General features: G+C 63.2%; 24 protein-coding genes. 10 read left to right on the top strand and 14 right to left on the bottom strand.

The features are described 5' to 3' along the window. Nucleotide 1: 1 nt before the first annotated feature. From ACR9Y2_RS30120 to ACR9Y2_RS30130, 3 genes are all read left to right on the top strand, one after another. On the top strand, nt 2–1,099 hold the full coding sequence (locus ACR9Y2_RS30120; RefSeq protein ID WP_435045582.1) for a PmoA family protein: 1,098 nt from the start codon (nt 2–4) through the stop codon (nt 1,097–1,099). Beyond that, a complete protein-coding gene (locus ACR9Y2_RS30125; RefSeq protein WP_435045583.1) occupies nt 1,099–2,403 on the top strand; it encodes a Gfo/Idh/MocA family protein in 1,305 nt (434 codons plus the stop codon). The genes ACR9Y2_RS30120 and ACR9Y2_RS30125 overlap by 1 nt, the downstream gene beginning before the upstream one ends. A 179-nt stretch (nt 2,404–2,582) precedes the next feature. Further along, complete coding sequence (locus ACR9Y2_RS30130; protein WP_435045584.1) at nt 2,583–4,322, top strand: amidohydrolase; 1,740 nt, start codon at nt 2,583–2,585, stop codon at nt 4,320–4,322. Nucleotides 4,323–4,325: 3 nt separating this feature from the next. On the opposite strand, the gene ACR9Y2_RS30135 is transcribed toward ACR9Y2_RS30130, so the two are convergent. Both ACR9Y2_RS30135 and ACR9Y2_RS30140 read right to left on the bottom strand, forming a co-directional pair. After that, entirely contained in the window at nt 4,326–5,693 is a 1,368-nt protein-coding gene (locus ACR9Y2_RS30135; RefSeq protein ID WP_435045585.1) for an MBL fold metallo-hydrolase RNA specificity domain-containing protein, read from the bottom strand. An 81-nt stretch (nt 5,694–5,774) separates the two neighbouring features. Continuing rightward, nucleotides 5,775–6,422: a hypothetical protein gene (locus ACR9Y2_RS30140; RefSeq protein ID WP_435045586.1), complete on the bottom strand. Its 648-nt coding sequence runs from the start codon at nt 6,420–6,422 to the stop codon at nt 5,775–5,777. Between the two features lie 24 nt (nt 6,423–6,446). On the opposite strand from ACR9Y2_RS30140, the gene dacB reads away from it, so the two are divergent. The 3 genes from dacB (at nt 6,447) to lexA (ending at nt 8,858) form a co-directional block, all read left to right on the top strand. Continuing rightward, complete coding sequence (gene dacB, locus ACR9Y2_RS30145) at nt 6,447–7,925, top strand: D-alanyl-D-alanine carboxypeptidase/D-alanyl-D-alanine endopeptidase (protein ID WP_435045587.1); 1,479 nt, start codon at nt 6,447–6,449, stop codon at nt 7,923–7,925. 3 nt (nt 7,926–7,928) lie between these two features. Next, entirely contained in the window at nt 7,929–8,156 is a 228-nt protein-coding gene (locus tag ACR9Y2_RS30150; protein WP_435045588.1) for an FmdB family zinc ribbon protein, read from the top strand. Nucleotides 8,157–8,222: 66 nt separating this feature from the next. Further along, the gene (gene lexA / locus ACR9Y2_RS30155) at nt 8,223–8,858 is read left to right on the top strand and encodes a transcriptional repressor LexA (protein WP_435045589.1); all 636 of its coding nucleotides are present in this window, start codon (nt 8,223–8,225) and stop codon (nt 8,856–8,858) included. 84 nt (nt 8,859–8,942) lie between these two features. On the opposite strand, the gene ACR9Y2_RS30160 is transcribed toward lexA, so the two are convergent. The 3 genes from ACR9Y2_RS30160 to ACR9Y2_RS30170 all read right to left on the bottom strand — a co-directional run bounded on the left by ACR9Y2_RS30160 (nt 8,943) and on the right by ACR9Y2_RS30170 (nt 10,653). Beyond that, the gene (locus tag ACR9Y2_RS30160; protein ID WP_435045590.1) at nt 8,943–9,320 is read right to left on the bottom strand and encodes a DUF2934 domain-containing protein; all 378 of its coding nucleotides are present in this window, start codon (nt 9,318–9,320) and stop codon (nt 8,943–8,945) included. Between the two features lie 111 nt (nt 9,321–9,431). Then, entirely contained in the window at nt 9,432–9,656 is a 225-nt protein-coding gene (locus tag ACR9Y2_RS30165; protein WP_435045591.1) for a hypothetical protein, read from the bottom strand. Between the two features lie 169 nt (nt 9,657–9,825). Beyond that, on the bottom strand, nt 9,826–10,653 hold the full coding sequence (locus tag ACR9Y2_RS30170) for a hydroxypyruvate isomerase family protein (protein ID WP_435045592.1): 828 nt from the start codon (nt 10,651–10,653) through the stop codon (nt 9,826–9,828). A 115-nt stretch (nt 10,654–10,768) separates the two neighbouring features. On the opposite strand from ACR9Y2_RS30170, the gene ACR9Y2_RS30175 reads away from it, so the two are divergent. From ACR9Y2_RS30175 to ACR9Y2_RS30185, 3 genes are read left to right on the top strand one after another with little or no spacing between them, the layout of a single operon-like run. Further along, entirely contained in the window at nt 10,769–11,683 is a 915-nt protein-coding gene (locus ACR9Y2_RS30175) for a mechanosensitive ion channel family protein (RefSeq protein WP_435045593.1), read from the top strand. Further along, nucleotides 11,646–12,179 carry a hypothetical protein gene (locus ACR9Y2_RS30180; RefSeq protein ID WP_435045594.1) on the top strand — a complete coding sequence of 178 codons (534 nt, stop codon included), beginning with the start codon at nt 11,646–11,648 and terminating at the stop codon, nt 12,177–12,179. The genes ACR9Y2_RS30175 and ACR9Y2_RS30180 overlap by 38 nt, the downstream gene beginning before the upstream one ends. Next, complete coding sequence (locus tag ACR9Y2_RS30185; RefSeq protein WP_435045595.1) at nt 12,176–13,435, top strand: glycosyltransferase family 4 protein; 1,260 nt, start codon at nt 12,176–12,178, stop codon at nt 13,433–13,435. Before ACR9Y2_RS30180 ends, ACR9Y2_RS30185 begins: the two co-directional genes overlap by 4 nt. Before the next feature lie 8 nt (nt 13,436–13,443). Here ACR9Y2_RS30185 and ACR9Y2_RS30190 read toward each other — a convergent pair whose 3' ends face one another. From ACR9Y2_RS30190 to ACR9Y2_RS30225, 8 genes are all read right to left on the bottom strand, one after another. Next, nucleotides 13,444–14,496, bottom strand: coding sequence for a protein-glutamate methylesterase/protein-glutamine glutaminase (locus tag ACR9Y2_RS30190; protein WP_435045596.1), 1,053 nt, complete (start codon nt 14,494–14,496; stop codon nt 13,444–13,446). Next, complete coding sequence (locus ACR9Y2_RS30195) at nt 14,493–14,966, bottom strand: chemotaxis protein CheX (RefSeq protein ID WP_435045597.1); 474 nt, start codon at nt 14,964–14,966, stop codon at nt 14,493–14,495. Before ACR9Y2_RS30195 ends, ACR9Y2_RS30190 begins: the two co-directional genes overlap by 4 nt. Next, nucleotides 14,966–15,406 (bottom strand): response regulator, encoded by a 441-nt coding sequence (locus ACR9Y2_RS30200; RefSeq protein WP_435045598.1) that lies wholly within the window; start codon nt 15,404–15,406, stop codon nt 14,966–14,968. Before ACR9Y2_RS30200 ends, ACR9Y2_RS30195 begins: the two co-directional genes overlap by 1 nt. After that, nucleotides 15,391–15,939 carry a chemotaxis protein CheD gene (locus ACR9Y2_RS30205; protein ID WP_435045599.1) on the bottom strand — a complete coding sequence of 183 codons (549 nt, stop codon included), beginning with the start codon at nt 15,937–15,939 and terminating at the stop codon, nt 15,391–15,393. The genes ACR9Y2_RS30200 and ACR9Y2_RS30205 overlap by 16 nt, the downstream gene beginning before the upstream one ends. 20 nt (nt 15,940–15,959) lie before the next feature. Then, nucleotides 15,960–16,814 (bottom strand): CheR family methyltransferase, encoded by an 855-nt coding sequence (locus ACR9Y2_RS30210; RefSeq protein ID WP_435045600.1) that lies wholly within the window; start codon nt 16,812–16,814, stop codon nt 15,960–15,962. Continuing rightward, the gene (locus ACR9Y2_RS30215; protein WP_435045601.1) at nt 16,804–18,678 is read right to left on the bottom strand and encodes a chemotaxis protein CheA; all 1,875 of its coding nucleotides are present in this window, start codon (nt 18,676–18,678) and stop codon (nt 16,804–16,806) included. Before ACR9Y2_RS30215 ends, ACR9Y2_RS30210 begins: the two co-directional genes overlap by 11 nt. An 11-nt stretch (nt 18,679–18,689) precedes the next feature. Beyond that, the gene (locus ACR9Y2_RS30220) at nt 18,690–20,312 is read right to left on the bottom strand and encodes a methyl-accepting chemotaxis protein (protein ID WP_435045602.1); all 1,623 of its coding nucleotides are present in this window, start codon (nt 20,310–20,312) and stop codon (nt 18,690–18,692) included. A 71-nt stretch (nt 20,313–20,383) separates the two neighbouring features. Further along, nucleotides 20,384–20,944: a chemotaxis protein CheW gene (locus ACR9Y2_RS30225; protein ID WP_435045603.1), complete on the bottom strand. Its 561-nt coding sequence runs from the start codon at nt 20,942–20,944 to the stop codon at nt 20,384–20,386. Between the two features lie 209 nt (nt 20,945–21,153). Between ACR9Y2_RS30225 and ACR9Y2_RS30230 the strand changes: the two genes are divergently transcribed. Then, entirely contained in the window at nt 21,154–21,684 is a 531-nt protein-coding gene (locus tag ACR9Y2_RS30230) for a redoxin domain-containing protein (RefSeq protein WP_435045604.1), read from the top strand. 24 nt (nt 21,685–21,708) lie between these two features. Here the strand turns inward: ACR9Y2_RS30230 and ACR9Y2_RS30235 are convergent, their stop codons facing one another. After that, the gene (locus tag ACR9Y2_RS30235) at nt 21,709–22,956 is read right to left on the bottom strand and encodes a mandelate racemase/muconate lactonizing enzyme family protein (RefSeq protein WP_435045605.1); all 1,248 of its coding nucleotides are present in this window, start codon (nt 22,954–22,956) and stop codon (nt 21,709–21,711) included. Nucleotides 22,957–22,968: the final 12 nt, after the last annotated feature.

Consider the following 22,968-nt stretch of genomic DNA (forward strand, 5'->3'; position numbering starts at 1 on the left):
TATGTCTAGATCGATATCAATCCTCATCTGCCTCCTGCCGGCCCTGCTTCCAGCAGCCCAAAAACCGCCCAGCGCACCCGCAAACGGAGCCGCGACTGTGAAGGAGCGGGCACCCCAACGCACTCCCGCAGCCTCCTCCTCCTCCGCAATCGGAGCCGCGACCGTCAAAGAGCGCGCACCCCAACGCACGCCCACCACCCCCTCCGTCTCCTTCACCCGAGCCCCCAACACCATCCACATCCTCATCAACAACCAACCCTTCACCGACCTCCTCTACAAAGCCGCCGACAACAAGCCCTACCTCCACCCCCTCCGTTCCGCCAGCGGCAAAGTCGTCTCCCGCCACTACCCCATGGAGACCGTCCCCGGCGAGGACACCGAGCATCCCCACCATCGCGGCATCGCCTTCACCCACGGCGACGTAAACGGCTACAACTTCTGGGCCTCCGAACAGGAGCAGAAAGACCCGCATCAGGGCCGCATCCTCCTCGACAAAATCATCCGCACGCAAGGCGGCCGCGACTCCGGCATTCTCGAAGCTTCCTTCCAGTGGCTCACTCCCAAGGGCGAAACTCTCCTGCGCGAACACCGCGTCATGACCTTCTACGCCCACCCCACCCTTCGCATCATCGACTTCGACATCCAACTCACCGCCGGCCAGGCCCCCGTCCGGTTCGGTGACACGAAGGAAGGCTCCTTCTACGTCCGCCTCGGCCGCGAACTCTCCGAAGACACCGGAGGCACGATGATCAGCTCCACCGGAGCGAAGTCCGAGAAAAACGTCTGGGGCCGCCAGGCCGATTGGGTCGACGATTATGGCACCGTCCAGGGCGAACAACTCGGAGTGGCGATCTTTGACCACCCCGGCAATCCGCGCCATCCCACTCACTGGCACAGCCGCGCCTATGGCCTGCTCGCCGTCAACATCTTCGGCCTCCACGACTTCCTCAACGACAAAACCAAAGACGGCAGCCTGACCATCCAGCCCGCGGAAACACTCCGCTTCCGTTACCGCGTCGTCGTCCACCCCGGCGACACCGCCACGGCCAACGTCGCCACGCTCTACGATGAATACTGCCGTCAGGCAGGAGACAAATAGTGACCTCTATCGCCAGAAGACATTTCCTCCAATACTCCACCGCCGCCATCGCGGCCAGCGCCGGGCGCATCCTCGGCGCCAACGATCGCGTCAACATCGCCATCACCGGACTGGGCGGCCGCGGGACCGATCACATGGAGTCCTACGCCGCCCTGCCCCAGGCCCGCATCGCCGCCCTCGTCGACGTCAACCAGGCCGCCCGTGAACGAGGAGCCGCCCTCGTCAAACGCCTCACCGGCGCCGAGCCCAAGACCTACGCCGATCTCCGCGAGGCGCTCGCCGACAAGGAAATCGAGGCCGTCTCCCTCGCCACGCCCAACCACTGGCACGCCCTCCAAACCATTTGGGCCTGCCGCGCCGGCAAGGACGTCTACGTCGAAAAGCCCGCCAGCCACAACATCCACGAAGCCGCCCGCATGGTCCAGGCCGCCCGCAAGTACAACCGCATGGTGCAGGTCGGCACGCAAAGCCGCAGCGAACCCCACATCCGCCGCGCCATGGAACTCCTCCACACCGGGGCCCTCGGCCAGATCCATCTCGCCAAAGGCCTCTGCTTCAAGCGCCGCCTCTCCATCGGCCAAAAGCCCGACGCCCCCGTCCCGCCCGGTCTCAACTGGGATGCCTTCCTCGGACCTGCCCCCATGCGGCCCTTTAATGAGAACCGCTACAAGTACAACTGGCACTGGTTCTGGGACACCGGCAACGGCGACATCGGCAACCAGGGCGTCCATCAGATGGATATCGCCCGCTGGGGCGCCGGCCTCGACTCCTGGCCCACCCACGCCGTCTCCACCGGAGGCAAATTCCTCCACGACGACGACCAGGAGACCCCCAACATGCAGTTCGCCACCCTCGGCTACGAGAAGGCGCAAATCATGTTCGAAGTCCGCGGCCTCCTCACGCCCGGCGAAGCCGGCTTGCGCTCCGGTTCTCCCCACACCATCGGCAACGTTTTCTATGGCAGCGAAGGCTTCCTCGTTCTCGACGACGAGGGCTACCGCGTCTTCAAAGGTGAAAAACGCGAGCTCGCCAAGGAGGAAGCCGCGCCCCGCGAAGACACCGCCAACGCCGCGCACATGGGTAACTTCCTCGCCGCCGTTCGCAGCCGGAAATCAGCCGACCTCCACGCCGGCATCGAGCTCGCCGCCATGTCGACCAACCTCTGTCATCTCGCCAACATCAGCTACCGTGTCGGCCGCGAACTCAGCATCGACCGCAACGGCGCCTTCGCCAACGACCCCAAGGCCACAGCTCTCCAGACAAGAAGTTACCGGACCCCCTGGACTATCCCCGATCCGGTCTAGCGCCCGCGTAGCCGGATGCGGTGTGGACCTACGCCGTTCCCTCACCGCTGCAGGCCGCCGGGTCGATACAATATCGTCGAATACGTCGCAAACCACCAACCCGGCCCCGTGATCGCCGCAGCGCCCCGACTCAGCGCGGAGTATTAGCCTTCACTCCAAATCGAGGTCAGAAAGATTCAATGCAACTGCCCGCATCTCCACGCCCCTGGGCGGCCCTCCTGCTGCTCGCAGGACTGGCGTCCACCGCCCTCGCCGCCAACTCCGACCTCATTCTCCGCAACGGAAAAATCGTCACGGTCGACGCCAAATTCTCCGTCCAGTCAGCAGTCGCCATCCGTGACGGACACGTCGTCATGCTCGGCTCCGATGCCGCCGTGCTCGCCGCCGAACGCGGCCCCAAAACCGTGGTCACCGACCTTCACGGCGCCACAGTTCTGCCCGGCCTCTTCGACAGCCACGTCCATCCGCTCGGCGCCGGCCTCAGTGAATTCCGCGGCAAACTTCCTGTCTTTGATACCTACGACACCATCCGCAGCTACATCCGCGCCCAGGCCGCCAAAACCCCCAAGGGCCAGTGGATCATCGTCCCCCGCACCTTCCCCACGCGCCTGAACGAACTGCGCATGCCCACCAGGGAACTGCTCGACGAGGCCCGGGATCATCCCGTGATGTTCGACGCCAGCTATGTCGTCATCGTCAACTCACTGGGCCTCAAAATCAGCGGCATCACTCGCGACACCCCCAATCCGCCCATGGGCGAGATCGTCCACGATCGCAACGGCGAACCTAACGGCATCATCAAGAACGCCCAACAGCTGCTGAAGGGTCTCAAGGAAGATGAAGGCTTTGCCCTCGATGAAAAGCGCCGTGCCCTCGAAGAGATGCTGCGCCGCTACGTCGAAGCCGGTCTCACCTCCATCGGTGATGGAGCGGTCTACGCCGAGGAGATCGGTCTCTACCGCGACCTCAAAGCCGCCCACCGCCTGCCCCTGCGCGTCACGCTCACCGCCCGCTACGACGCCGGCCGCCCCCTCGAGGACCTCCGCAAGGACATCCAGGCGCTCCCCTACAAAACCAACGACGGCGACGACTGGCTTCGTTTCGGAGCTTTCAAGGTCAACGTCGATGGCGGCATGACCATCGGCACCGCCTTCCAGCGCCAGCCCTACGGCGAATTCGGAGCCCAGCTCTACGGCAAGACCAATCCCGACGACCGCGGCCAGCTCTTCGAAACCGCCGAGAAACTCCTCGAGATCTTCCGCGTCGCCCGTGATAAAGGCTGGACCCTCTCCGCTCACTGCCAGGGCGGCGGAGCCATCGACAACTTCCTGGGCGCCCTCGATTCCCTCAACAAAACCAAACCCATCGCCCCCACCCGTTCCCACCTCATCCATGCCAGCTTCCAGAACCCCCACGCCATCGCCGAAATGAAGCGCCTCGGAGTCCTCGCCGACGTCCAGCCCGCCTGGCTCTACTTCGACACCCCCGGCCTGCAGAAAACCATGGGCGCTGAAGCCATGAAGTACTTCTTCCCCCTGCGCTCCTACATCGACGCGGGCATCATCGTCGCCGGCGGCAGCGACCACATGATCGGCCACGACAAAAACTCGGCCGTGAATCCGTACAACCCTTTCCAGGGCATGTGGAACGCCGTCACCCGCGTCAATATCCGCGGAGAAGTCGTCCACCCCGAACAGCGCGTCACCCGCGAAGAGGCCCTGCGCATGTACACCATCTGGGCCGCCTACCGGCACTTCGCCGAGAAGACGCGAGGCTCACTCGAACCCGGCAAGCTGGCCGATCTGGTGGTGATCGATCGTGATTACCTGAAATGCCCGGTCGACGAGATTCGCCAGATCGAACCCATGCAGGTGATGATCGAGGGCCGGACCGTGTACACCCGTCCGGCCCGCAAGTAGGTCTTACAGGTCGAACGCCTGCCCGCGCTGTGGAATCTCCACCTCGAGCTCGTAAACCGTTCGGATCATCTTCGCCAGCGCCTCGGCCTGCTGCGGTTCGCCGTGTACCAGGAAGACCTTCTTCAGCGTCTTCACCATCGGCTTCATCCACGTCAGCAGTTCGTTCTGGTCGGCGTGGCCCGATAGTTCGTTCAGCTTCACCACCTCGGCCCGCAGCCTCACCGGCTCGCCGAAGATCGGCACCTCCGGCAGCTTGTCCACAATCTTGCGCCCCAGCGTGTACTCCGCCTGGAAGCCGGTGATCAGCACCATATTGCGCGGGTCTTCGATATTGTTCCGCAAATGGTGCAGAATGCGGCCCGCTTCCGCCATGCCCGACGCCGACAGAATCAGTGCCGGCCCGCGCAGATCGTTCAGTGCCTTCGACTCCGATACCTCGCGCACATAGTGCAGCAGCTTGAACCCAAACGGATCATGTCCGTTATCAATAAACGCCTGCGTTTCCGTATCAAACAGTTCAGTATGCTTCCGGAACGCCTCGGTCACGTTCACCGCCAGCGGACTGTCGACGAAGATCGGGATCCCCGGGATACGGTGCTCCAGCATCAACTCGTGCAGCAGCAGCACCAGTTGCTGCGTCCGGCCCACCGCGAACGCCGGAGCGATGATCTTCCCGCCCCGCTCGCTCACCCGGTTGATCGCGTCCGCCAGTTTGTCCTTGGCCGACCCCATATCCTTGTGCAGCCGGTCGCCGTAAGTGGACTCCATGATCAAGTAATCCACCGGCGGCATCGTCTCCGGATCCTTGATAATCGGCAGGTTCGGCCGTCCCACATCGCCCGAGAACGCCAGTCGCACCCTGCGTCCGTTCTCCTGCAGTTCCATCGCCAGCGCGGTCGACCCCAGCATATGCCCGGCATCGTACGCCGTATACGCCAGCCCCGGCCCCACCTCCGTCACCTGATGCTCCGTCACCTCTTTGAACAACTCCAGCGTCCGCTCGGCATCCTCCACCGAGTACAACGGCTCAATCACTTCCAGATCGTCGGCCTGGCCAATCTTCCGCCGCCGCGACAGCCGCTTGGCCACGAAGAGGGCGTCCTTTTCCTGGATGTGCGCCGAATCGGCCAGCATCGACTTGCTCAGGTCCACCGTCGCCGGAGTCGCGTAGATTGGACCCGTGAAGCCGCCCTTTACCAAAGTGGGCAGATTCCCCGTGTGGTCGATATGCGCGTGCGATACCAGCACCGCATCGATCGTGGAAGGGGAGAACGGGAAGTGCGCGTTCCGCTCCCGCGCCTCTTTCCTTCGCCCCTGGTACATTCCGCAGTCCAGGAGATAGCGCCGTCCGCTCACGGCAAGGTGATGCATGGAGCCGGTAACCGTACGGGCGGCTCCCCAGAACGTCAACTTCATGCCGTCAGGATGACACAAATGATAGAAAGCTATCGCTCAGCGCAAAACCAACACTTGTCGTCCAGCTGGTCCCTCGTACAACAGCTCTAAACGACGAATGTCGTTTAGCTTGGATTTGTACGCAAAATAGACCAGGCCGCTCACTCCGGTCTCCGCCTCCACCTGCGGCAAAGCCAGCCGCAGCGCCGCTTCGCCCTGGTCCTGCGCCGCTTTATCCCTCTGCTCCGGAGCCTGCGGCGGACGCGGACCCCGCGACGCCTGCGGATCCCCGGGGAACCGCTCAATCGCTGGCGGCCGTCCGATTATGATGTCTCCCCCGCCCAATCCCACATTCGCGGTCGGCCCCCGGTTGCCTCTCTCCCATTCCGGATTCCGCATCGCCGCCGCCACCAGGCCCGGTGTCTGTGCGACCAGCGGCACCTTCTTTCCGTTGATCCGCAATTGGAAATCCCCCGAACTCACCGGCAACGTAACGCCTTTGTCCGGATAGACAGCGACCTCGACCACCAGGTAAATCCCTGTGTAGAAGGATTCGCCCCCTTCACTGATCGTCCTGGACAGATACTCCGCGCCAATCTCCGCCCGCGCTGCCCGCCCATGCGCCGGATAGTCCGAGGCCTTCGGCTTGGGGTCCGTCCCCGCCCACCCCATCGTTGTCAGCAAGCCCAGCACCAGGAATTTCACGACCTCAGGATAAACTGAGTACTCATGCTTCGGACCACTTCTTTTGCGGCATCCCTTCTGTTTCTGGCCGCCGTGTCGCCTGCCCAGAACCTTGACGAGAAAGTAAATCAAATCCTCTCCGACCCGGCCGCCCAACGCGCCGTCTTCGGAATCCATGTCGTCGAGCCTGCCACTGGCCGGGTGGTGTATGCCCGCAACGCCGGCATTCCCATGACCCCCGCCTCCAACACGAAGCTGCTCTCCACCGTCCTCTCCATCGCCCGGCTCGGCCCCGACTACCGTTTCGAAACGCGCATTCTCACCGCAAAACCGCCGGACTCCGACGGCAAAATCACCGGCGATCTGCGGCTGGTCGGCGGCGGCGACCCCACTCTCTCTGCCCGTGACATTCCGTACAAGAAAGGTGCGATTGAGGGCGACCCCCTCAAGCCGCTCGCCGAACTGGCGAACAAAGTGGTCGAAGCGGGAGTCCGCATCATCGACGGCGACATCATCGGAGACGACACCCGCTGGCCCTGGTCCCCCTATCCCGACGGTTGGACCGTCGACGATACCGTCTGGGAATACGGAGCTCCGGTAAGCGCTCTCACCCTGAATGACAATGCCCTGCTGCTCACCATCCGGCCCGGCCGCAAGCCCGGTGAAACCGCCGAAATCTCGCTCACTCCGCAGGTGGAGTACTACACCATCCACAACACACTGAAGACGCACATCGGCGCCCCGCGCAGCATCACCGTCGACCGCCAGCCCAGTTCGCACGTCCTCCTGATCGGTGGCACCGCGTCGCCCAATGGCGGAGCCGCCTCGCAACTCATCGCCATCGACGACCCCGCCGCCTTCGCCGCCCAGGCATTCGCTGAACTACTGCGCGCCCGCGGAGTCACCATCCGTGGTTCGGCTCGCGCCGCCCATCGACTGCCAGGCCAGCCCTATCAGGTGCCCACCGGAGTCGAACTGGCGAAACGCGTCTCGCCCCCCTTACTCGAGATCCTCAAGGTGGTGAATAAGGTCAGCCAGAATCTTTACGCCGAGATCGTGCTTCGTGAAGTCGGCTTCATCAAGAGGAGCGAAGGAACCGCCGATGCCGCGCATGAGGAGATGACCGAGTTCCTCACCAGCCTCGGCCTCGACCGTAAGGACTTCGCCCTCGCCGATGGTTCCGGTCTCTCTCGCCGCACATTGGCGACTCCTACAACGTTCACCACCGTCCTGCGCTACATGCACAACAGCCCATGGCGCGAAGCGTTCCGTGAACTGCTGCCCATCGCCGGAGAGGATGGCACCCTGAACAATCGCTTCCGCGGTTACAACGATGTGACAGCCATCCGGGCCAAGACCGGGTCCATCAGCCATGTCGCCGCGCTATCTGGATACGTGGGTGAAGATTCAGGCCGGCGCCTCGCCTTCTCCATCCTGGTGAACGATTACACTGCGCCTACATCGGAGATCCGGGCGATCGTTGATAAAATCGCTGTAGCGATCCTCGAGGAAGGGAAACGTTGAACCATGCCGATTTTTGAGTACGCCTGTGAAGACTGCGGGACAAAATTTGAGAAGCTGATCCGCCGCGAATCCGACTACGAAACACTGTCCTGCCCCTCCTGTGGAGAGCACCACCTGCGCAAGGAGCACTCCACATTCTCCCCTAAAATGGGTGCATCCAAGCAATCCGCGCCGGCCATGTGTCCCTCTGGACGCGTGTGTCCGACCCCCGGGAAGTGCGGCATAAATTAAGCCCTCTTCATCCGAATTGACTACCCCCGCTTGACTTTCGCTCCGTGTTCGCCGAAAAATGTGGGTATGGCTCTGACGCCCAGACAGAAAGAAGTCCTAGACTTCCTCGTCGAATATACGGAGCGGAACGGGTATAGCCCGAGTTTTGAAGAGATCGCGGCTGGCCTGCAGTTGGCCTCGCTCGCGACTGTTCACAAACACATCACCGCTCTTGAACAAAAGGGTTACCTCAAGAGACGCTACAACGAGAGCCGATCCATTGAGGTATCACCGGAATATCGGGCCGCTGAGCACGCGCGCGTCCATGGTCCTGAAAACGGAAGTATGACCATTCCGCTTCTTGGCCGTATCGCCGCGGGTGTGCCGGTGGAATCGGTTCCGGCGCCCGAAACGCTCAACTTCGCCGACTTTGCAGGTTCGGCGGAGACTTATGCCCTGCAGGTTCGGGGGGACTCGATGATCGAGGACCATATCTGCAGCGGTGATTACGTACTAGTAGAACGCACGCCAAATGTGCGTGACGGTGAAATTGTGGTGGCGTTGGTGGGTGGGGCTGAAACCACTCTGAAGCGCTTCTATAAACAAACTGACGGAATGGTACGGTTACAGCCGGCCAATGCCGCCATGGAACCCATTCTTGTGCCCGGTGAGAGCGTCGAACTGCAAGGACGCGTGCTCGCCGTTCTGCGCAAGTACAAGTAAACCGCACGAACCTTCAGGGGGCCTTCGGTGGACGCGGAGAATCGACGCGCTCTACCGGGAGCCCCCTGATTCCTGTCCCGACTTCTATTCGTAACGCGCGCGAACGATCGCCACAGCGCGCAGCCAATCTTCCTGCTCGTTCCCATCCCCACCTCCGCGGCTCACCCACTGGAAGTACGCCTCGGTCGCAATCTCCTGTTGGTAGGCGCTGGGCTCGAAGGCTGCCTTGGCTACCGGAGCGGCCGTCACAGCGGCAACTGGCGCTGGGGCGGATGCCGCAGCCGCGGCGGTCTTGGCGGCGACGGGCTTGCGAGTGGCGGGCTTGTGCGTAGCCGCGGACGACTTCGCTGCGGTTGGTGTCTTCGTGGTCTTGCTCTTTTCGGTTTTGCTCTTCGTTGCCGGGGCCGTCTCGGCCGCCTTCACGATTTCAGGTTCTGTGGTGGTCTTTTTCTTGCTGGTCATAAATGTCTCGTTGGTGCTCCCAATGTACAGTTCGGGTGTCAGTTGTTCGTAACAACCCGGTGGCAGGTTGTTTAAAACAGTGAGGGTAGACTCCGTCAGGGAGTTACGCGATTACGGCCTGTTGGTCGCGGCGGCCAGCTCCTCGAGGAGTTTGGCTGCGATGTCCCGCGCCCCCGTAAAGGCCTGCTGATACGCGAGGAAGGCCCGGTTCAATTCCAGTGCCTGTTCCGGCGTGTGTTGCGTTCGAAGAATCATATCGCGCACATGGACGGGGTTAGGCAGGATGGCATCCTCCCTGAGCTCGTCTAGCGCTGTACCTGCGTTGTAGTGGTACATGATTCACGACCTTTATTTTATATTATGCCGCAAAAGTGCTTTGTCCCGCAGATGGTCCCTTGCGCGACGCACGGACGGGCGGCGGACAGGCAAAGAAAAAGCACGGCGCCTGGGCCGTGCTCCTTCGTGGTTTCAGATGAGGTCGACTACTTTGCCGTGATCCGTGCGACTACACCCGGCACAGGTCCACGGCCTCGCGCAGCGACACCAGCGGCTCGCGCTTCGGCACGAACTCGTGCGCCATATAGCCCTGGAAGCCGGTCTCCACGATCGCCTTCGTGATCGCCCGGTAGTTCAGCTCCTGCGTATCGTCGATCTCGTTGCGCCCGGGATTGCCGCCCGTGTGATAGTGGCCGAACCATTGATGGTTGTCGCGGATGGTGCGGATCACGTCGCCTTCCATGATCTGCATGTGGTAGATGTCGTACAGCAGTTTCACATTCGGTGAATTCACCGCCTTCACTACCTCAATACCCCATTGCGACTTGTCGCACATATAGTCCTTGTGGTTGACCTTGGAGTTCAGCAGCTCCATCACCACCAGGATGTTCTTGTCCTCGGCATACTTCTTCAGGCGGTTCAGCCCGATGATCGTATTGGCCGCGCCCTCTTCATCCTTCATGCCCTTGCGATTGCCCGAGAACACAATGATCGATACGGCCTGCGCCGCCACTGCCTGGTCGACCATTGTCTTGAACTTGGCTTCAATCGCGTCGTGACTTTCCTTTCGGTTGAGACCGTCCGGAATCGTGGTGGGGCCCGGCACAACCGTCAGCTTCAGGCCGTGCTTCTTCACCACATCCCATTCCTTGGGATCGACCAGATCAATCGACTCGATGCCCATCTTCGCCGCCGACGCAGCCAGGTCCTCGATCGGGACTTTGGCGTAGCACCAGCGGCAAACGGATTGCTTCAGTTTGCCTGGGTTGGAAGTTGTTTGTGCGGACATGGCGGCGACGCTGAGCCCTGCGGCGGGGAGGAATGAACGGCGTTTCATCCACAACAGACTATCAGAGCCGCCCGCCCGCTGCCAGCGCTTTCATTCGGCTGCACCCGGCACCCCGACGTGCCGCCAGCCGGCAGCTCGGCCTCTCCGCGTACCATGGAGAAGTATGACCTCGCTCCTGTCCGGGCTGCCGGTACAGCGTCTGGATGACTATCTCTTCAGCGCCCTGCGCATCGGCGGCTACCTCTGCGGCGCCGCGCTGCTGAACTTCCTGCTCAGCAAACTGTTCTCCACCGTCGGGCGCGTCTCCGCCGACCTCGTTCGCGAACGCGGCGGCGAGGTCGATCTGGAACGCGCCAAACAGACCAATACCGTCACCACCATCGCCCGCCGCGTCCTCTTCTCCCTGGTGTGGGCGTTCGCCATCCTGCTGGCGCTGAAACGCGAGGTCGGCTTCGAGGTGGGTCCCCTGCTGGCCGGCGCCGGAGTAGCAGGCTTGGCCATCGGCTTTGCCGCCCAAAGCGTCCTGAAAGATTGGATCGGCGGCTTCTTTCTGCTCACCGAGGGCCAGATCCGCATCGGCGATGTTGTCAAGGTAGGCGAGGTCTCCGGCGCCGTGGAACAGCTTTCGCTGCGAACCACGGTCCTGCGCGGCTACGATGGCGCCGTCCATGTTCTCGCCAACGGCAGCATCCAGTCGTTTTCCAACCTCACCATGGGCTTCAGCTATGCTGTGTTTGACGTGGCGGTAGATTTCGAGGAAGATCCGCAGCGCCTCATGGACGTGTTCCGCGAGGTGACCCGGGAATTACGCGAAGACGAAGCCTTCCAACGGCTCATCCTCGCCGATATCGAAATTGCCGGCGTCGACAAATTCACGGAACAGGGCGTAGTGGTGAAAGCACGGCTGAAGACCCAGCCCAGCCAGCAGTGGACCGTCGGGCGTGAAATGAACCGCCGCCTGCGCGCCCGCTGCGCGGAACTAGACATCAATATCGCCACGGCCCAGCGTGCCGTTCAGTTGTTCGAGAAAGGACTGCAGTATGATCCCAATTCGATCCAACCAACTCGGCGGCCTTGAGTGGAAGCAGCAATCCGCTTTCGCCCGCACCTATGAGCTGAAGTCGGGCGACTCCGTCCTGGCGTCCATCGACTTCAAGAAGGTATTCGGTACTCTGGCCGAGGCGAAGACCGCCGACCAGAGCTGGACCTTCAAACGCACCGGCTTCCTGACGCCGGTGGTCACCGCCCGGGTCGCCGGCTCAGATCAGGACGTCGCCCACTATAAGCCGGGCCTCATGGGTACCAAGGGTGAAATCTTCCTGCCAGGCGGCGAAGTGCTGCCCATGAAATCCACCAGCTTCTGGGGCAGCCAGTGGGCCCTGATGTCGGCCGCGGGCGACCCGCTGATCCGGTTCCACAACCAGGGCGTACTCAAGCATGGCGCGCACGTGGATATCGAACCGGCCGCCCTGGAGCGTCCGGACCTGCCCCTGCTGCTGACCTTGTGCTGGTACGTTCTGGCCCTTCATCAACAGGACAGCGCGGCGACCACGGCCGTCATCGTCGGCGGGTGAGCATCGAACGCGTTCTCTATTGCGCCGCCCACGGCGGCTTCGGCGGCCAGGCGATTCCCCTGGGCGGCGGCGCGGCAGTCTCCAACCTGCTGCTGGACGAATGGGCCCGCACGCGCCCCTTCCAGGTGGAACTCGTCAGTCCTTCCATCCTGGGCGCGGCCGCGCCATCCGGCCGCCAATTGGTGCAGTTTGACGAGCGCCAATACGCCGCCTTTTGCGAGTCGTTCCGCTCCGCCTCGACGAAGGCCGTCCTGCGCGCCGACCCGCTCACCAGTTCCGTCCTGGTGAACGACATCAGCGAAGGTCCTGACTTCGCCGCGCTCCAGCAGGCCGGCTTCCACGTCGTGACGGTCTATCACGTCGATGTGGTCGCCTACATCTCGGCCATCTATTTGAAAGACCGCCTCTCGCCGCGCGGCCTGACGCGGTTCTGGGAACTCATGCGCGCGCTGCGGCTCGACCGCGTGGCGCCCGTAATCCTGCGCCTGATCTTCGCTCAGCAGCGCGCCAGCCTGCGCCACTCCGCTGCCGTGGTTGTGCCTTCCTCCGGCATGAAGGACATCCTGCTGGAGTGCTATCCGGACACTCCGCGGGAGCGCATTCACGTCGTGCCCTGGGGTGCTCCGCCGCGCTTCGGACTGGAGGAAGACGCGCGCCAAGCGGCAATCGGATTGCGCCGTGAGTTCAAGGTGCCGGACGATGCGCAGGTGCTCCTCTGCCTCAGCCGAATCTCGCCGGAGAAGGGGCAGGACGTGCTGTTGGAGGCGTTGATCGAGGCCGAACGGCATGGACGCTTGCCGCCCCGCCCGTTGTGGTTGTTCCTCTGCGGCGAACCGGCCTTTATGCACGGCCGGCGTCATATGGAGCGACTGCGGCAACTGGCCGCCCGCCTCCGCCAGGTCAAGGTGGTCTTCCCCGGTTACATGAGCGGCTTGCGAAAACAGGCGGCATTCCACATGGCGGATCTCTATGTCTTCCCGTCGCGCCACGAGAGCTACGGCCTGACGTTGATGGAGGCTCTCGCCGAAGGCTTGCCCGCGGTCTGCCTGGAGCACCAGGGCTCGCGCGAGGTGATGACCCCCGAGGTGGGCGTAATGCTGCGCGACCACGAGCGCGGCCAACTGTGGCCTGCCATCCGCTCGCTGTTGGAAGATGAACAGCGGCGCCAGGAAATGTCCCTGGCTGCCCGCGCGTTGGCCGGCACACGGCCCTTCTCCGCCAGCGCGGCCATCCTGGCCGGACTACTGCGGGGCTAGCCGGGCCGCTACTGCGTCACCCGGCTCTTCTTCAGCACCATCGCCGCGATCGCGTCCAGGCTCAGCACGTGCGCAGCCGCACCCATCCGGATCGCCTCTCGGGGCATGCCATAGACCACACAGCTCGCCTCATCCTGCGCGATGGTTTCGGCGCCGGCCTGCCTCATCGCCAGCAGCCCCGCCGCACCGTCGCTGCCCATGCCCGTCATCAGCACACCCACCGCCGCCTGCCCCAGCGCCGCCGCGACGGACTGGAACATTACATCGACCGATGGCCGCTGGTAACAGACCTTCGGGCTGTCATCCAGGCGGAGGCGCCAACCCGCGCCGGCTTTGTCCAACAGCAGGTGGCGGTCGCCAGGAGCGATCCAGGCCACGCCCGGCTCCAGCAGTTCGCCACCCTTCGCCTCACGCACCGCCAACGCACAAACCTTGTTCAACCGCTCAGCAAAGGCTGCCGAAAACACCGGCGGGATGTGCTGGGTGACCACGATGGGCGGCATCGCCGCCGGCAGTGCCGTCAGTACACGTTCAATCGCCTGCGTCCCGCCTGTCGAAGCGCCCAGCGCGATCACCATCTGGCGCACCGCGCCACGCCCGTCCGGGATCGCCGCATGACCCCTAACAGCAACCGGAGCAGGCCGCGCCGCGGGCATCCGTGACCGGGCCGCCGCCCGCACCCGCCGCGGCAGATCCTCCTTGAGATCGCCCACCGAATACGGCCCACCCGGCTTCGCCAGCACATCCACGGCGCCTTCCGTCAAAGCCTCCATCGCCGACTTCGTCGAGCTTTGCGCCAGGGAACTGATCACGATCACCGGCAGCGGATGAAACCGCATGAGCCGTTTCAGGAAGGTGAGCCCGTCCATGCGCGGCATCTCGATGTCCAGCGTCAACACATCCGGCTCCAGCGCCAGAATCTTGTCCCGCGCAACGTAAGGATCCGGAGCCGTCCCCACCACCTCCAGGTCTGGCTGTGCACTCAAAATGTCGCTCAGCACCTTGCGGACGATCGCTGAATCGTCCACCACCAGCACTCTCGTCCTGCGTTCCTGGTTCATATGCCCTCGCCATAGCGTAAGGCCACATCGATAGAACCGCCCTCCAGCGGATACCTGAGCCAGGGCCCGGATTCCGGGTCCGCCTCATCCACGGACTCTGGCGTTCCAATCGACAATCGCCCCTGCGGCTGCAACCGGCTCAACGAAGCCCCGCACAGCATATTGGCCAGTTCCCGGGCTGTACTGCACCTTTCGGCGCACGTAACCTCATCCGTCTCCTTGCCCAGGAAGGCGGCTGCCAGCCGGCCGCAGATCTGGCACGAGATCGCAAGCTGCATCGCGCCGCCGGCACTGCCGTGGAAGCTCGCGCGGATCAGGCAACTCGTCTCAACCGGCGCTTCCACCACCTCCAGTTCCGCCACCGGCAGCTCGAAGAACATCGTCTCCAGCACCTCCAGCAGCGCCACCCGGCATGCCTGGCGCACCTGGGGCAGGGCAATGTTGTGAATTTCCATTACGTTCTGAGGCATCAGAATCCCCCGTCGCCCGCCTCGTCCTCGCTGGCGCCGGCCAGCTCAGGGAAGATACCGGCCAATACCTCACCCAGCTTCTCCGGCGGAAACGGCTTCCGTACATAACTGCGAGCGCCCAGTTGCATCAGCTTGTCCATCCTCTGATCGGTCGAGTCCGTCGACACCACCACCACGGGAATCGAGCTGAGCGTCGCATCCCGCTTCAACTCCTCCAGCAACCCCTCGCCATCCATCACCGGCATGTTGATGTCCGTCAGGATCAGGTCCACCTGTTGCGCCGGACCAGCGGCCCGTGCCGATCGCAGTTTCAGCAGCGCCTCCCGGCCATCGCCAGCCTCCAGATAGCCGGCCACGTCGAAACCCGTCACCTCCACCGTGCGCCGCACGAAGGCCCGCATCACCGGTGAATCATCCACGATCATCAGACGTATTGACACAGTGCTCCCCCCATGGACGCAGCGCGTTCAGCCTGGCTCGCCGGCCGCAACTCCCGTTCCGGTTCACCCGTGGCGCGGATGATCATCCTGCCCGAACCGGCCTCCAGCCTGACCGTGCGCGAGACATTGCCGCCCACATCTTCGGCATGCACCATGACACCCGCCTTCCATAGAATCTTGCGCAGTGCCGCATAGTTCCGTTTGCCGATATTGAATACCCCGTTGTCGTTGACCACCGCCGCCCCTCCGGCCAGCCGCACCACCAGCCGCCGCTTGTCCGCGCCCTGCTGGTACGCTCCGCGAAATAACAGCGGAGTCCCCGTATCGGCATACCGGAAGGGATGCTCCCTGCCATTGCTGTTCCGGTCCACTCCGCTATCCGGCAACATGAAGTGCAGCAGCCCCGAGACCCGGGTCACCGGATCCCAGATCGCCACCGCGATGCACGAGCCCAAGGCGTAGGTCACGAGCTCCGCCAGGGGATCGCCTGTCACTTTGCAGTCGCCGACACCCACCACCAGACTGTTCGCCAAAGCTGCTCCCCTTTCTCCAATCAACCCTTGCGGCCGCTGGCTTTGCGGTATACCGCCGGCATGACGTACGAGAGATCATGCTCCATGCCCATCAAGCCTTCCGAATGCCCAATCAGTAGCCATCCACCCGGCTCCAGCCGTTCCGCGAAGCGCCGCACCAGCTTCTGCTGCGTCGGCTTGTCGAAATAGATCATCACGTTCCGGCAGAAAATGACGTTCGCCACCGCCACACTGCTGAAATCCTCCATCAGGTTCAGGCGCCGGAAGTGGATGCGCGAGCGCCACTCTTCGCGCACCCGGACCATGCCTTCCTGTTCGCCCACCCCGCGCTGGAAGAATCGCTTGCGCCACGCCTCAGGCAGTTCCTTCATCCGGCTGGCCGCATAAATGCCGGAGCTCGCCACACTCAATGCCCGAGTGGAGATGTCCGTCGCCAGGATCTCGACTTCCTTCAACTGCTTCTCGCCCAGCGCCTGCGCCAGGTGAAACAGGATGCTATACGGCTCCTCGCCCGTCGAGCAGCCTGCGCTCCAGATGCGCATCGTGGCCCGCGCCGACAACGCCGGCAGGATCACGCTGCGCAGGAATTCAAAGTGCTGCGGCTCGCGCAGGAAACTGGTGAAGTTTGTCGTCAGCGCATCGATCAGGGCGATCAGCTCCACGCCCGTGCGGTCCGCCTCCACCAGGCTCAGGTAGCTGGAGACGTCCTTCAAGCCCAGCTCCCTGATCCGTTTGTTGAGACGAGCGCCCACCAGCGCTTCCTTCCCCTCGCGCAGATCGATGCCGGCCACCTCGTACGTCAGCGACTGGATCTTCTTGAACTCGCCAGGCTGCACGGTCTGCGCCGCAATCACGGGCAAAGTCTCAGGCGGCATGCTCCGCTCCTCCGAACAGGGTGGCCAGGTCCAGGATCAATCCCACGCGGCCGTCCCCAAGAATCGCGCCGCCGGCCACACCCCGCACCTCGCCGAAGGTCGGTCCCAGGTTCTTGATGACCACCTCCTGCTTGCCTGCGAGTTCGTCCACCAACAGGCAATACTGCCTGTCCTCACTCTCGCCGACGATCATCACGCCTTCGCACGGGTCTTCACTCTTCGCCTGGACGCCCAGCCTCCGGCTCAACCGCACCACCGGCAGCAGGCGCTCGCGCACCAGCACCATCTCGCCGCGCCCTTCCACTGAGAACAGGCGCTCCGGAGTCGGCCGGAACATCTCGCGGACCGCGAAGATCGGCACTATATACCGGACGCCGCCCACAATCGTCACCAGCCCATGGATGATGGCCAGCGTTAGGGGCACTCGCAGCGTGAAGGTCGTGCCCTGGCCCAGCGTCGAGGCGATGTCGATCCGGCCCCGCAGCCGGCTGATGTGCTTGCGCACCACATCCATGCCCACCCCCCGGCCGCTGACATCGGTCACTCTCTCGGCCGTCGAAAAACCGGGCTCGAAGATCAGATGATAGACTTCGCTGTCGCTGAGATTCGTCTCCGCGCTCACCAGGCCGCGCTGCACCGCTTTGGCCAGAATGCGCCCTCGATCCAGACCCCGCCCGTCATCGCTCAGCTCAATCACGATCTGTCCAGCCTGGTGCGCCGCCTTGAGACGGACCTTGCCCGTTGCCGGCTTGCCCGCCGCTTCGCGATCCGCCGGAGCTTCCAGGCCATGATCCAGCGCATTCCGCAGCATGTGAACCAGGGGATCCGCCAGCTCTTCTACAATCGTGCGGTCGAGCTCCACCTCTTCTCCATGCAGCTCCAGATCGGCGGACTTGCCCGACTTCCGGGCCAGGTCCCGCACCAGCCGCGTCATGCGCCGGAACAGTGTGCCAATCGGCACCATGCGCATCGCCATGGCTGTCTTCTGCACTTCGGCCGTCACCCGCGCCAGTTGTGACAGGTCGCGCTGCACCCTCGGCGACCGCGACTCGCCCAGGTCCGGATTGTGATGCAGCATCGACTCGGCGATCATCAGTTCGCCCACCATCTCAACCAGGTATTCCAGCTTGCCGGTCTCGATCTTGACCAGCGAGGCATCGCTGCGCTTTGGGCCGGCTGTCGTCTCGGCCGGCACCGCTTCGGCCGCCGCCGACATCTCCTTCGATGGTTCGCCCGCGCCTGCTTTGGTCCGCTCCATCTCCGCAGCCAGGTCGCGCTCTTCCAACTCCCCCTGCGCCGTTGCTTCCACCGCCTGCGGAGTCGCGGCCGCGGCGCGGATGCGCTCCAGCAGTACGGCCGGATCATCCATCGGCGGCGCCTCGGTCTTCGTCTTATTCAACTCAATGCTGCGCAGGCACGCCGCCAGGAAGTCGCCCGACTGCAGCACGACATCCACGATGGGTGCATTCAACTGCAGTGCATCGTTGCGGGCCAGGTCCAGCAGGCTTTCCACTTCGTGGGCCACTTCCTGGATCACGTTGTATTCCAGGAATCCCGCCAAGCCCTTCAACGTGTGAAAACTGCGGAAGGCGCTGTTCAACGTCTCTCGCGTCTGCGCCCCCTGTTCAATCTCCAGCAGGCGCGCCTCGATATTCGTCAGGTGCTCGCGCGCCTCCACCAGAAAATCTTCCACCAGTTGCGGATCCTGATTCAGCGCTTGTGCCATCTGCCTCTCCCGCGTTGTCTGACTCATCGGCTCAGCGACACTGCCGGCCAGCGCCTGTAAGTCAGAGCTTGTCTTGGACGGACTCTCCGGCGTCTTGCAGGCCAGTCCGCCCGCCGCACCTTTCTTCTTGGTTGCCATCGCGATTTCGCCTAGAAGTCCCTGAAGTCGTCATCCATGGGGAATTCGGCTTTGGCCGCGGGCCGGGCCTGCGCCTTCACTGCGGGCGCCTTGCGGACCCCCGCGGTCACCGCCTCGGGCAGCGGCGCCGCCTGCTGCCGCGCACGCTGGAGGGCGCCCGTCTGGACGCTCCGTCCCGGCCGCACTGCCGCACGCGCCTTCAGCGGCTCGCCGTCGCGGCCCACCAGTACTCTCAACCGCCCCACCGAATCGTTCAAGGACAAAGCCTGCGCACTCATCTCTTCACCAGCCGAGGCGCTCTGCTCCGCACTCGCCGCCGTCGATTGCGTCACCTGCTGCATCTGCGCCACGGCCCTTGTAATCTGCTCGATGCCGCGCGCCTGCTCCTGGCTGCCCATGTTCACTTCATTGGAGAGCACTCGGATCCGCGCCGCGTTGTCCACCACCCGCGACACACAGGATGACACCTCATCCAACCGCACTTTGCCTTCGTTCGAGCGCACAATCGACTCTTCAATCAGGTCCGATGTGTCCTTGGCCGCCTGCGCGCAGCGCTGCGCCAGGTTCCGTACCTCGTCTGCCACCACCGCGAATCCCATGCCCGCTTCGCCGGCCCGCGCCGCTTCCACGGCCGCATTCAGCGCCAGGATATTGGTCTGGAAGGCAATCTCATCAATTACGCGGATGATCTTCGAAATCTTCTCGCTCGAAGTGTTGATCTCCCGCATCGATTCGATCATCTGCGTCAGCTTCTGGTCCGTCTCCTTCAACAGCAGATCCGCCTTCTCCGTCTCCGTTGCCGCGGTGCGCGCGCTCTCGGCATTTTTCCGCGTCATTGCATTCACTTCTTCGGTGGATGCTGAGGTCTCCTGCAGCGACGCCGCCTGCTCCGACGAACCCTGCGCCAGCGACTGCGACGAGCCTGATATCTGGCTCGAGGCGGAAGCCACCTGGTCGGCTCCCTCGCCGATCTCCACCGCAATCTGCCTCAGTTCACGGTTGCCCCTCCGGATCACCCAGAACGCCATGGCGGCGACGCCCAACGCCAGCAGGCACAGCACCGCCGCCAGCGTCCGCGCGAATGACGCCATCGAGATCGCCGATGCCGAGCTGCTGACGGCGTATTGATGCTGTACGCCCACCATCGCCGCGGCCTGCTGCCGCATCTTGTCAAACTGGCCCCGGAAATACTCCGTCTGCATCCTCGTGGCCTCGTCAAACCGCTGGCTTCGGATGCTGCTCTCGAACTGCTGCAGCTTCTGCCGCGCCTCTTCGCTCATGGCAGCCAGCGACGATTGGTAGCGCTTCGCTTCATCCGTTTTGAGCAGTGAATCCAGCTCCTTCAGCGCCCCGCTGAGCTTGTCGCTGGAATCCTTCATTTGCTGGCTGGCCGATTGCACCAGCGCACCGTCATTGGTCATCGACCCCAGCAGCAGTCCGCGCTGCGCCCCCTCGATCATCGTTACCGCCGTCTGGCTTTCCATGGCCAGTTCGGATTTGCGTGCTTCCACACTGACTGAGCGTTCCAACTGGGCCTGCACATCCGACAACGTGTAAATGGCAGTCACCCCCAGCAGAAGCAGAAAGGCCACAATCGCACCAGAGGCGATGTTGATCTTGGTTCCAAAACTCATATTCCCGTTCATGAGCACACGTATCCTTCCCTTTGCATTACAGCGGTTTCCCTGTCAATTCAGACCGGGATCTATGACATCGGCAGCGGATCGGAGGAGAGCCCCATCTCCGGCGGTGGCAGCATCAGGCCGTGCACCTGGCTCACACCCTGCACCTCAACTGTCGTCAGCACCTGGTCGATGTCCAGCAGGATCTTCACCCGGCCCTTCACTTTGGCCATCCCCAGGATGTACGGCATCTTCATGTCGGCCCCGAACTCCGGTGTGTCTTCGATCTCTGCTTCCTGAATCGTCAGGACTTCCGACACCCCGTCGACGATCACGCCCATCAGCATGTCGCCGTTGTCGTGCGCCACCTGCAGCACAATGATGCATGTGCGCTGCGTGTAGTCGAGTTCGTCCAGGCGGAACTTGCTCCGCAGGTCGATTACCGGAATCACTTTGCCCCGCAGGTTGATGACGCCTTTGACAAAGGCGGGCGTCTGCGGCACCGAGGTGATCTCCTGGATGCCCATGATCTCGCGTACTTTCAGCACGTGAACGCCGAACTCTTCCTTGCCCAGATGGAAGACGAGGTACTTGCCCTGCCGCTGATTCGTCTTCATTCCGCCCGCAACCTCACTCGCATGCATTGATCGGTCTCCTGTCGGGCCACCATCGCCCGGTAGACAGCGGATCTGGCGCTTCGCCACGCCGCCCTGGTTGGCCCACGAGGCTCATATCGGAACCGCCGGCCATATTCATAGAAAATGTGCCGTGGTTCTGGTTGCGGCCCCGCGAGAGCGCCTGCTATGCTCGGGCGCAAGAGGATGCAGCAGCCCTCTAGATCCTGGGAGGATCCATGAAACTCACTCCATGGCTATTGGGGTTGGCGCTGGCCACGGCCGTCTGGGCCCAGCCGGTGCAACCGCCCAAGACCCATCTGAAGGTCGGCGACACCGCGCCTGACTTCTCGTTGAAGACCACGGCCAACAACACCTTCAAATTGTCTGAAAACCGCGGCAAGACCGTCGTCCTGGCGTTCTTTCCCGCGGCTTTCACAGGTGGTTGAACGAAGGAACTCACGGCGTACCAGGCTGGTCTCGCCAAATTTGAAGATGCCGGCGCCATCGTGCTCGGCATCAGCACCGACAACTTACCCACATTAGGTCATTGGGCGAAGGAGTTGAACCTGGGCTTCCCCCTGGCCAGCGACTTCAGCCAGCGTTCCGTTGCCACCCTCTACGGGGTCCTGAATAAGGACATCGGCATCGCCAACCGCGCCTCTTTTGTCATCGACGCGGAAGGCAAAATCCAACACATCGAGGAAGGTACTTCCGCCGTCAATCCCGACGGCACGGCTCTGGCTTGCAGCCGCATCCACAAGAAATGACACAGCCGCGCGCGGCTTGACGCCCTATTCGAAGAAGGCTTCGCCCGGCTTGCGGTACTTGTAGGCGACATCGAGATCGATCTCGAGGCCCAGGCCGGGCAGATCCGGAACCTTCACCTTTCCGTCACGCACCAGCGGCGCATCGCCGTTCTTCACCAGGTCATCGAAGAACGGCACACTGGCCGCATGCCACTCCAGCGCCAGCATGTTCGGCGTCGCGGCACACAGGTGCGCGCCCGCGATCGTGCCCAACGGCGAACTGATGTTGTGCCAGGTCAGGTTGACGTAGTGCATATCGGCCAGGTCTGCCAGCTTTTTGCCTTCCCACAGCCCAATCTTCTGTACGTCCGGCGACAGCACCCGCAGGCCCGCCTCCAGAATCAGCCGCTGGAAGTCGATCCGGAAGAAGTGATTCTCACCCGTCGCCAGCGGCGTCCGCGTACAGCGCTGCACCTCGCCCATTGCCCGGATATTCTCCGGCGGTACAACGTCTTCCAGCCACAGAAGCCGCAGCGGCTCCAGCGCCCGCGCCAGGTCCACCGCCGCCGCCACCCCGTAGTTCCAGTGGCAATCGATCGCCAGTCCCACCTGCGGACCCACAGCCTTACGCACCGCCCCGGCCAGCGAGGCGGCAAAGTCCACCTCCATCGGGCTCAGGTCCCGGTTATACTCGTCCGTTTCATAAGGCGTCGGCACATCCACGTCGAACTTCAGCATGCGGAAACCGCGTTCGGCCATCTCCGCCGCCCGCTGGGCATAGCTCTCCGGCGTCAGGCTCTCCTGCTTCGACGCGTCCCAGCCATGGTGCTTCACGCTGATCCGCGACTCCTCCACCGGAGCCCCCTCCGCCGCCATCCAGGCCGGCGTCCGCGGCTTCAGCAGCGGCGTGATCGACTCCAGCGCGTCGCCCCCGTGACAATCCGCATAGATCGTTACGGCGTCGCGGTACTTGCCGCCCAGCAACTGCCAGACCGGCATCCTGCACGCCTTGCCCAGCAGGTCGAGAATTGCCGTCTCAATGCCGCCGATGGCGTGAAACATCAGGCCCGGTGAGGCATAGATGCAACTGGCCCGCATACGCCGCACCAGCCGGTCGATATGCGTCGGATCCTCGCCCACCAGGATGTCGTTGAACTCCCGGATTACCGCCGTCAAACCGGGCCCGAGGAACGCCTCGCCCATCCCGCTCAGGCCGGCGTCGGAGTCCACCCGCACCAGCGTCCAGTCGAAGTTCGACTCCATCACCGCGGTCGAGATTCGTGTGATCTTCATGGCGTGCTTGAG

Source organism: Paludibaculum fermentans, from assembly GCF_051172195.1.
GTDB classification, from domain to species: domain Bacteria; phylum Acidobacteriota; class Terriglobia; order Bryobacterales; family Bryobacteraceae; genus Paludibaculum; species Paludibaculum fermentans_A.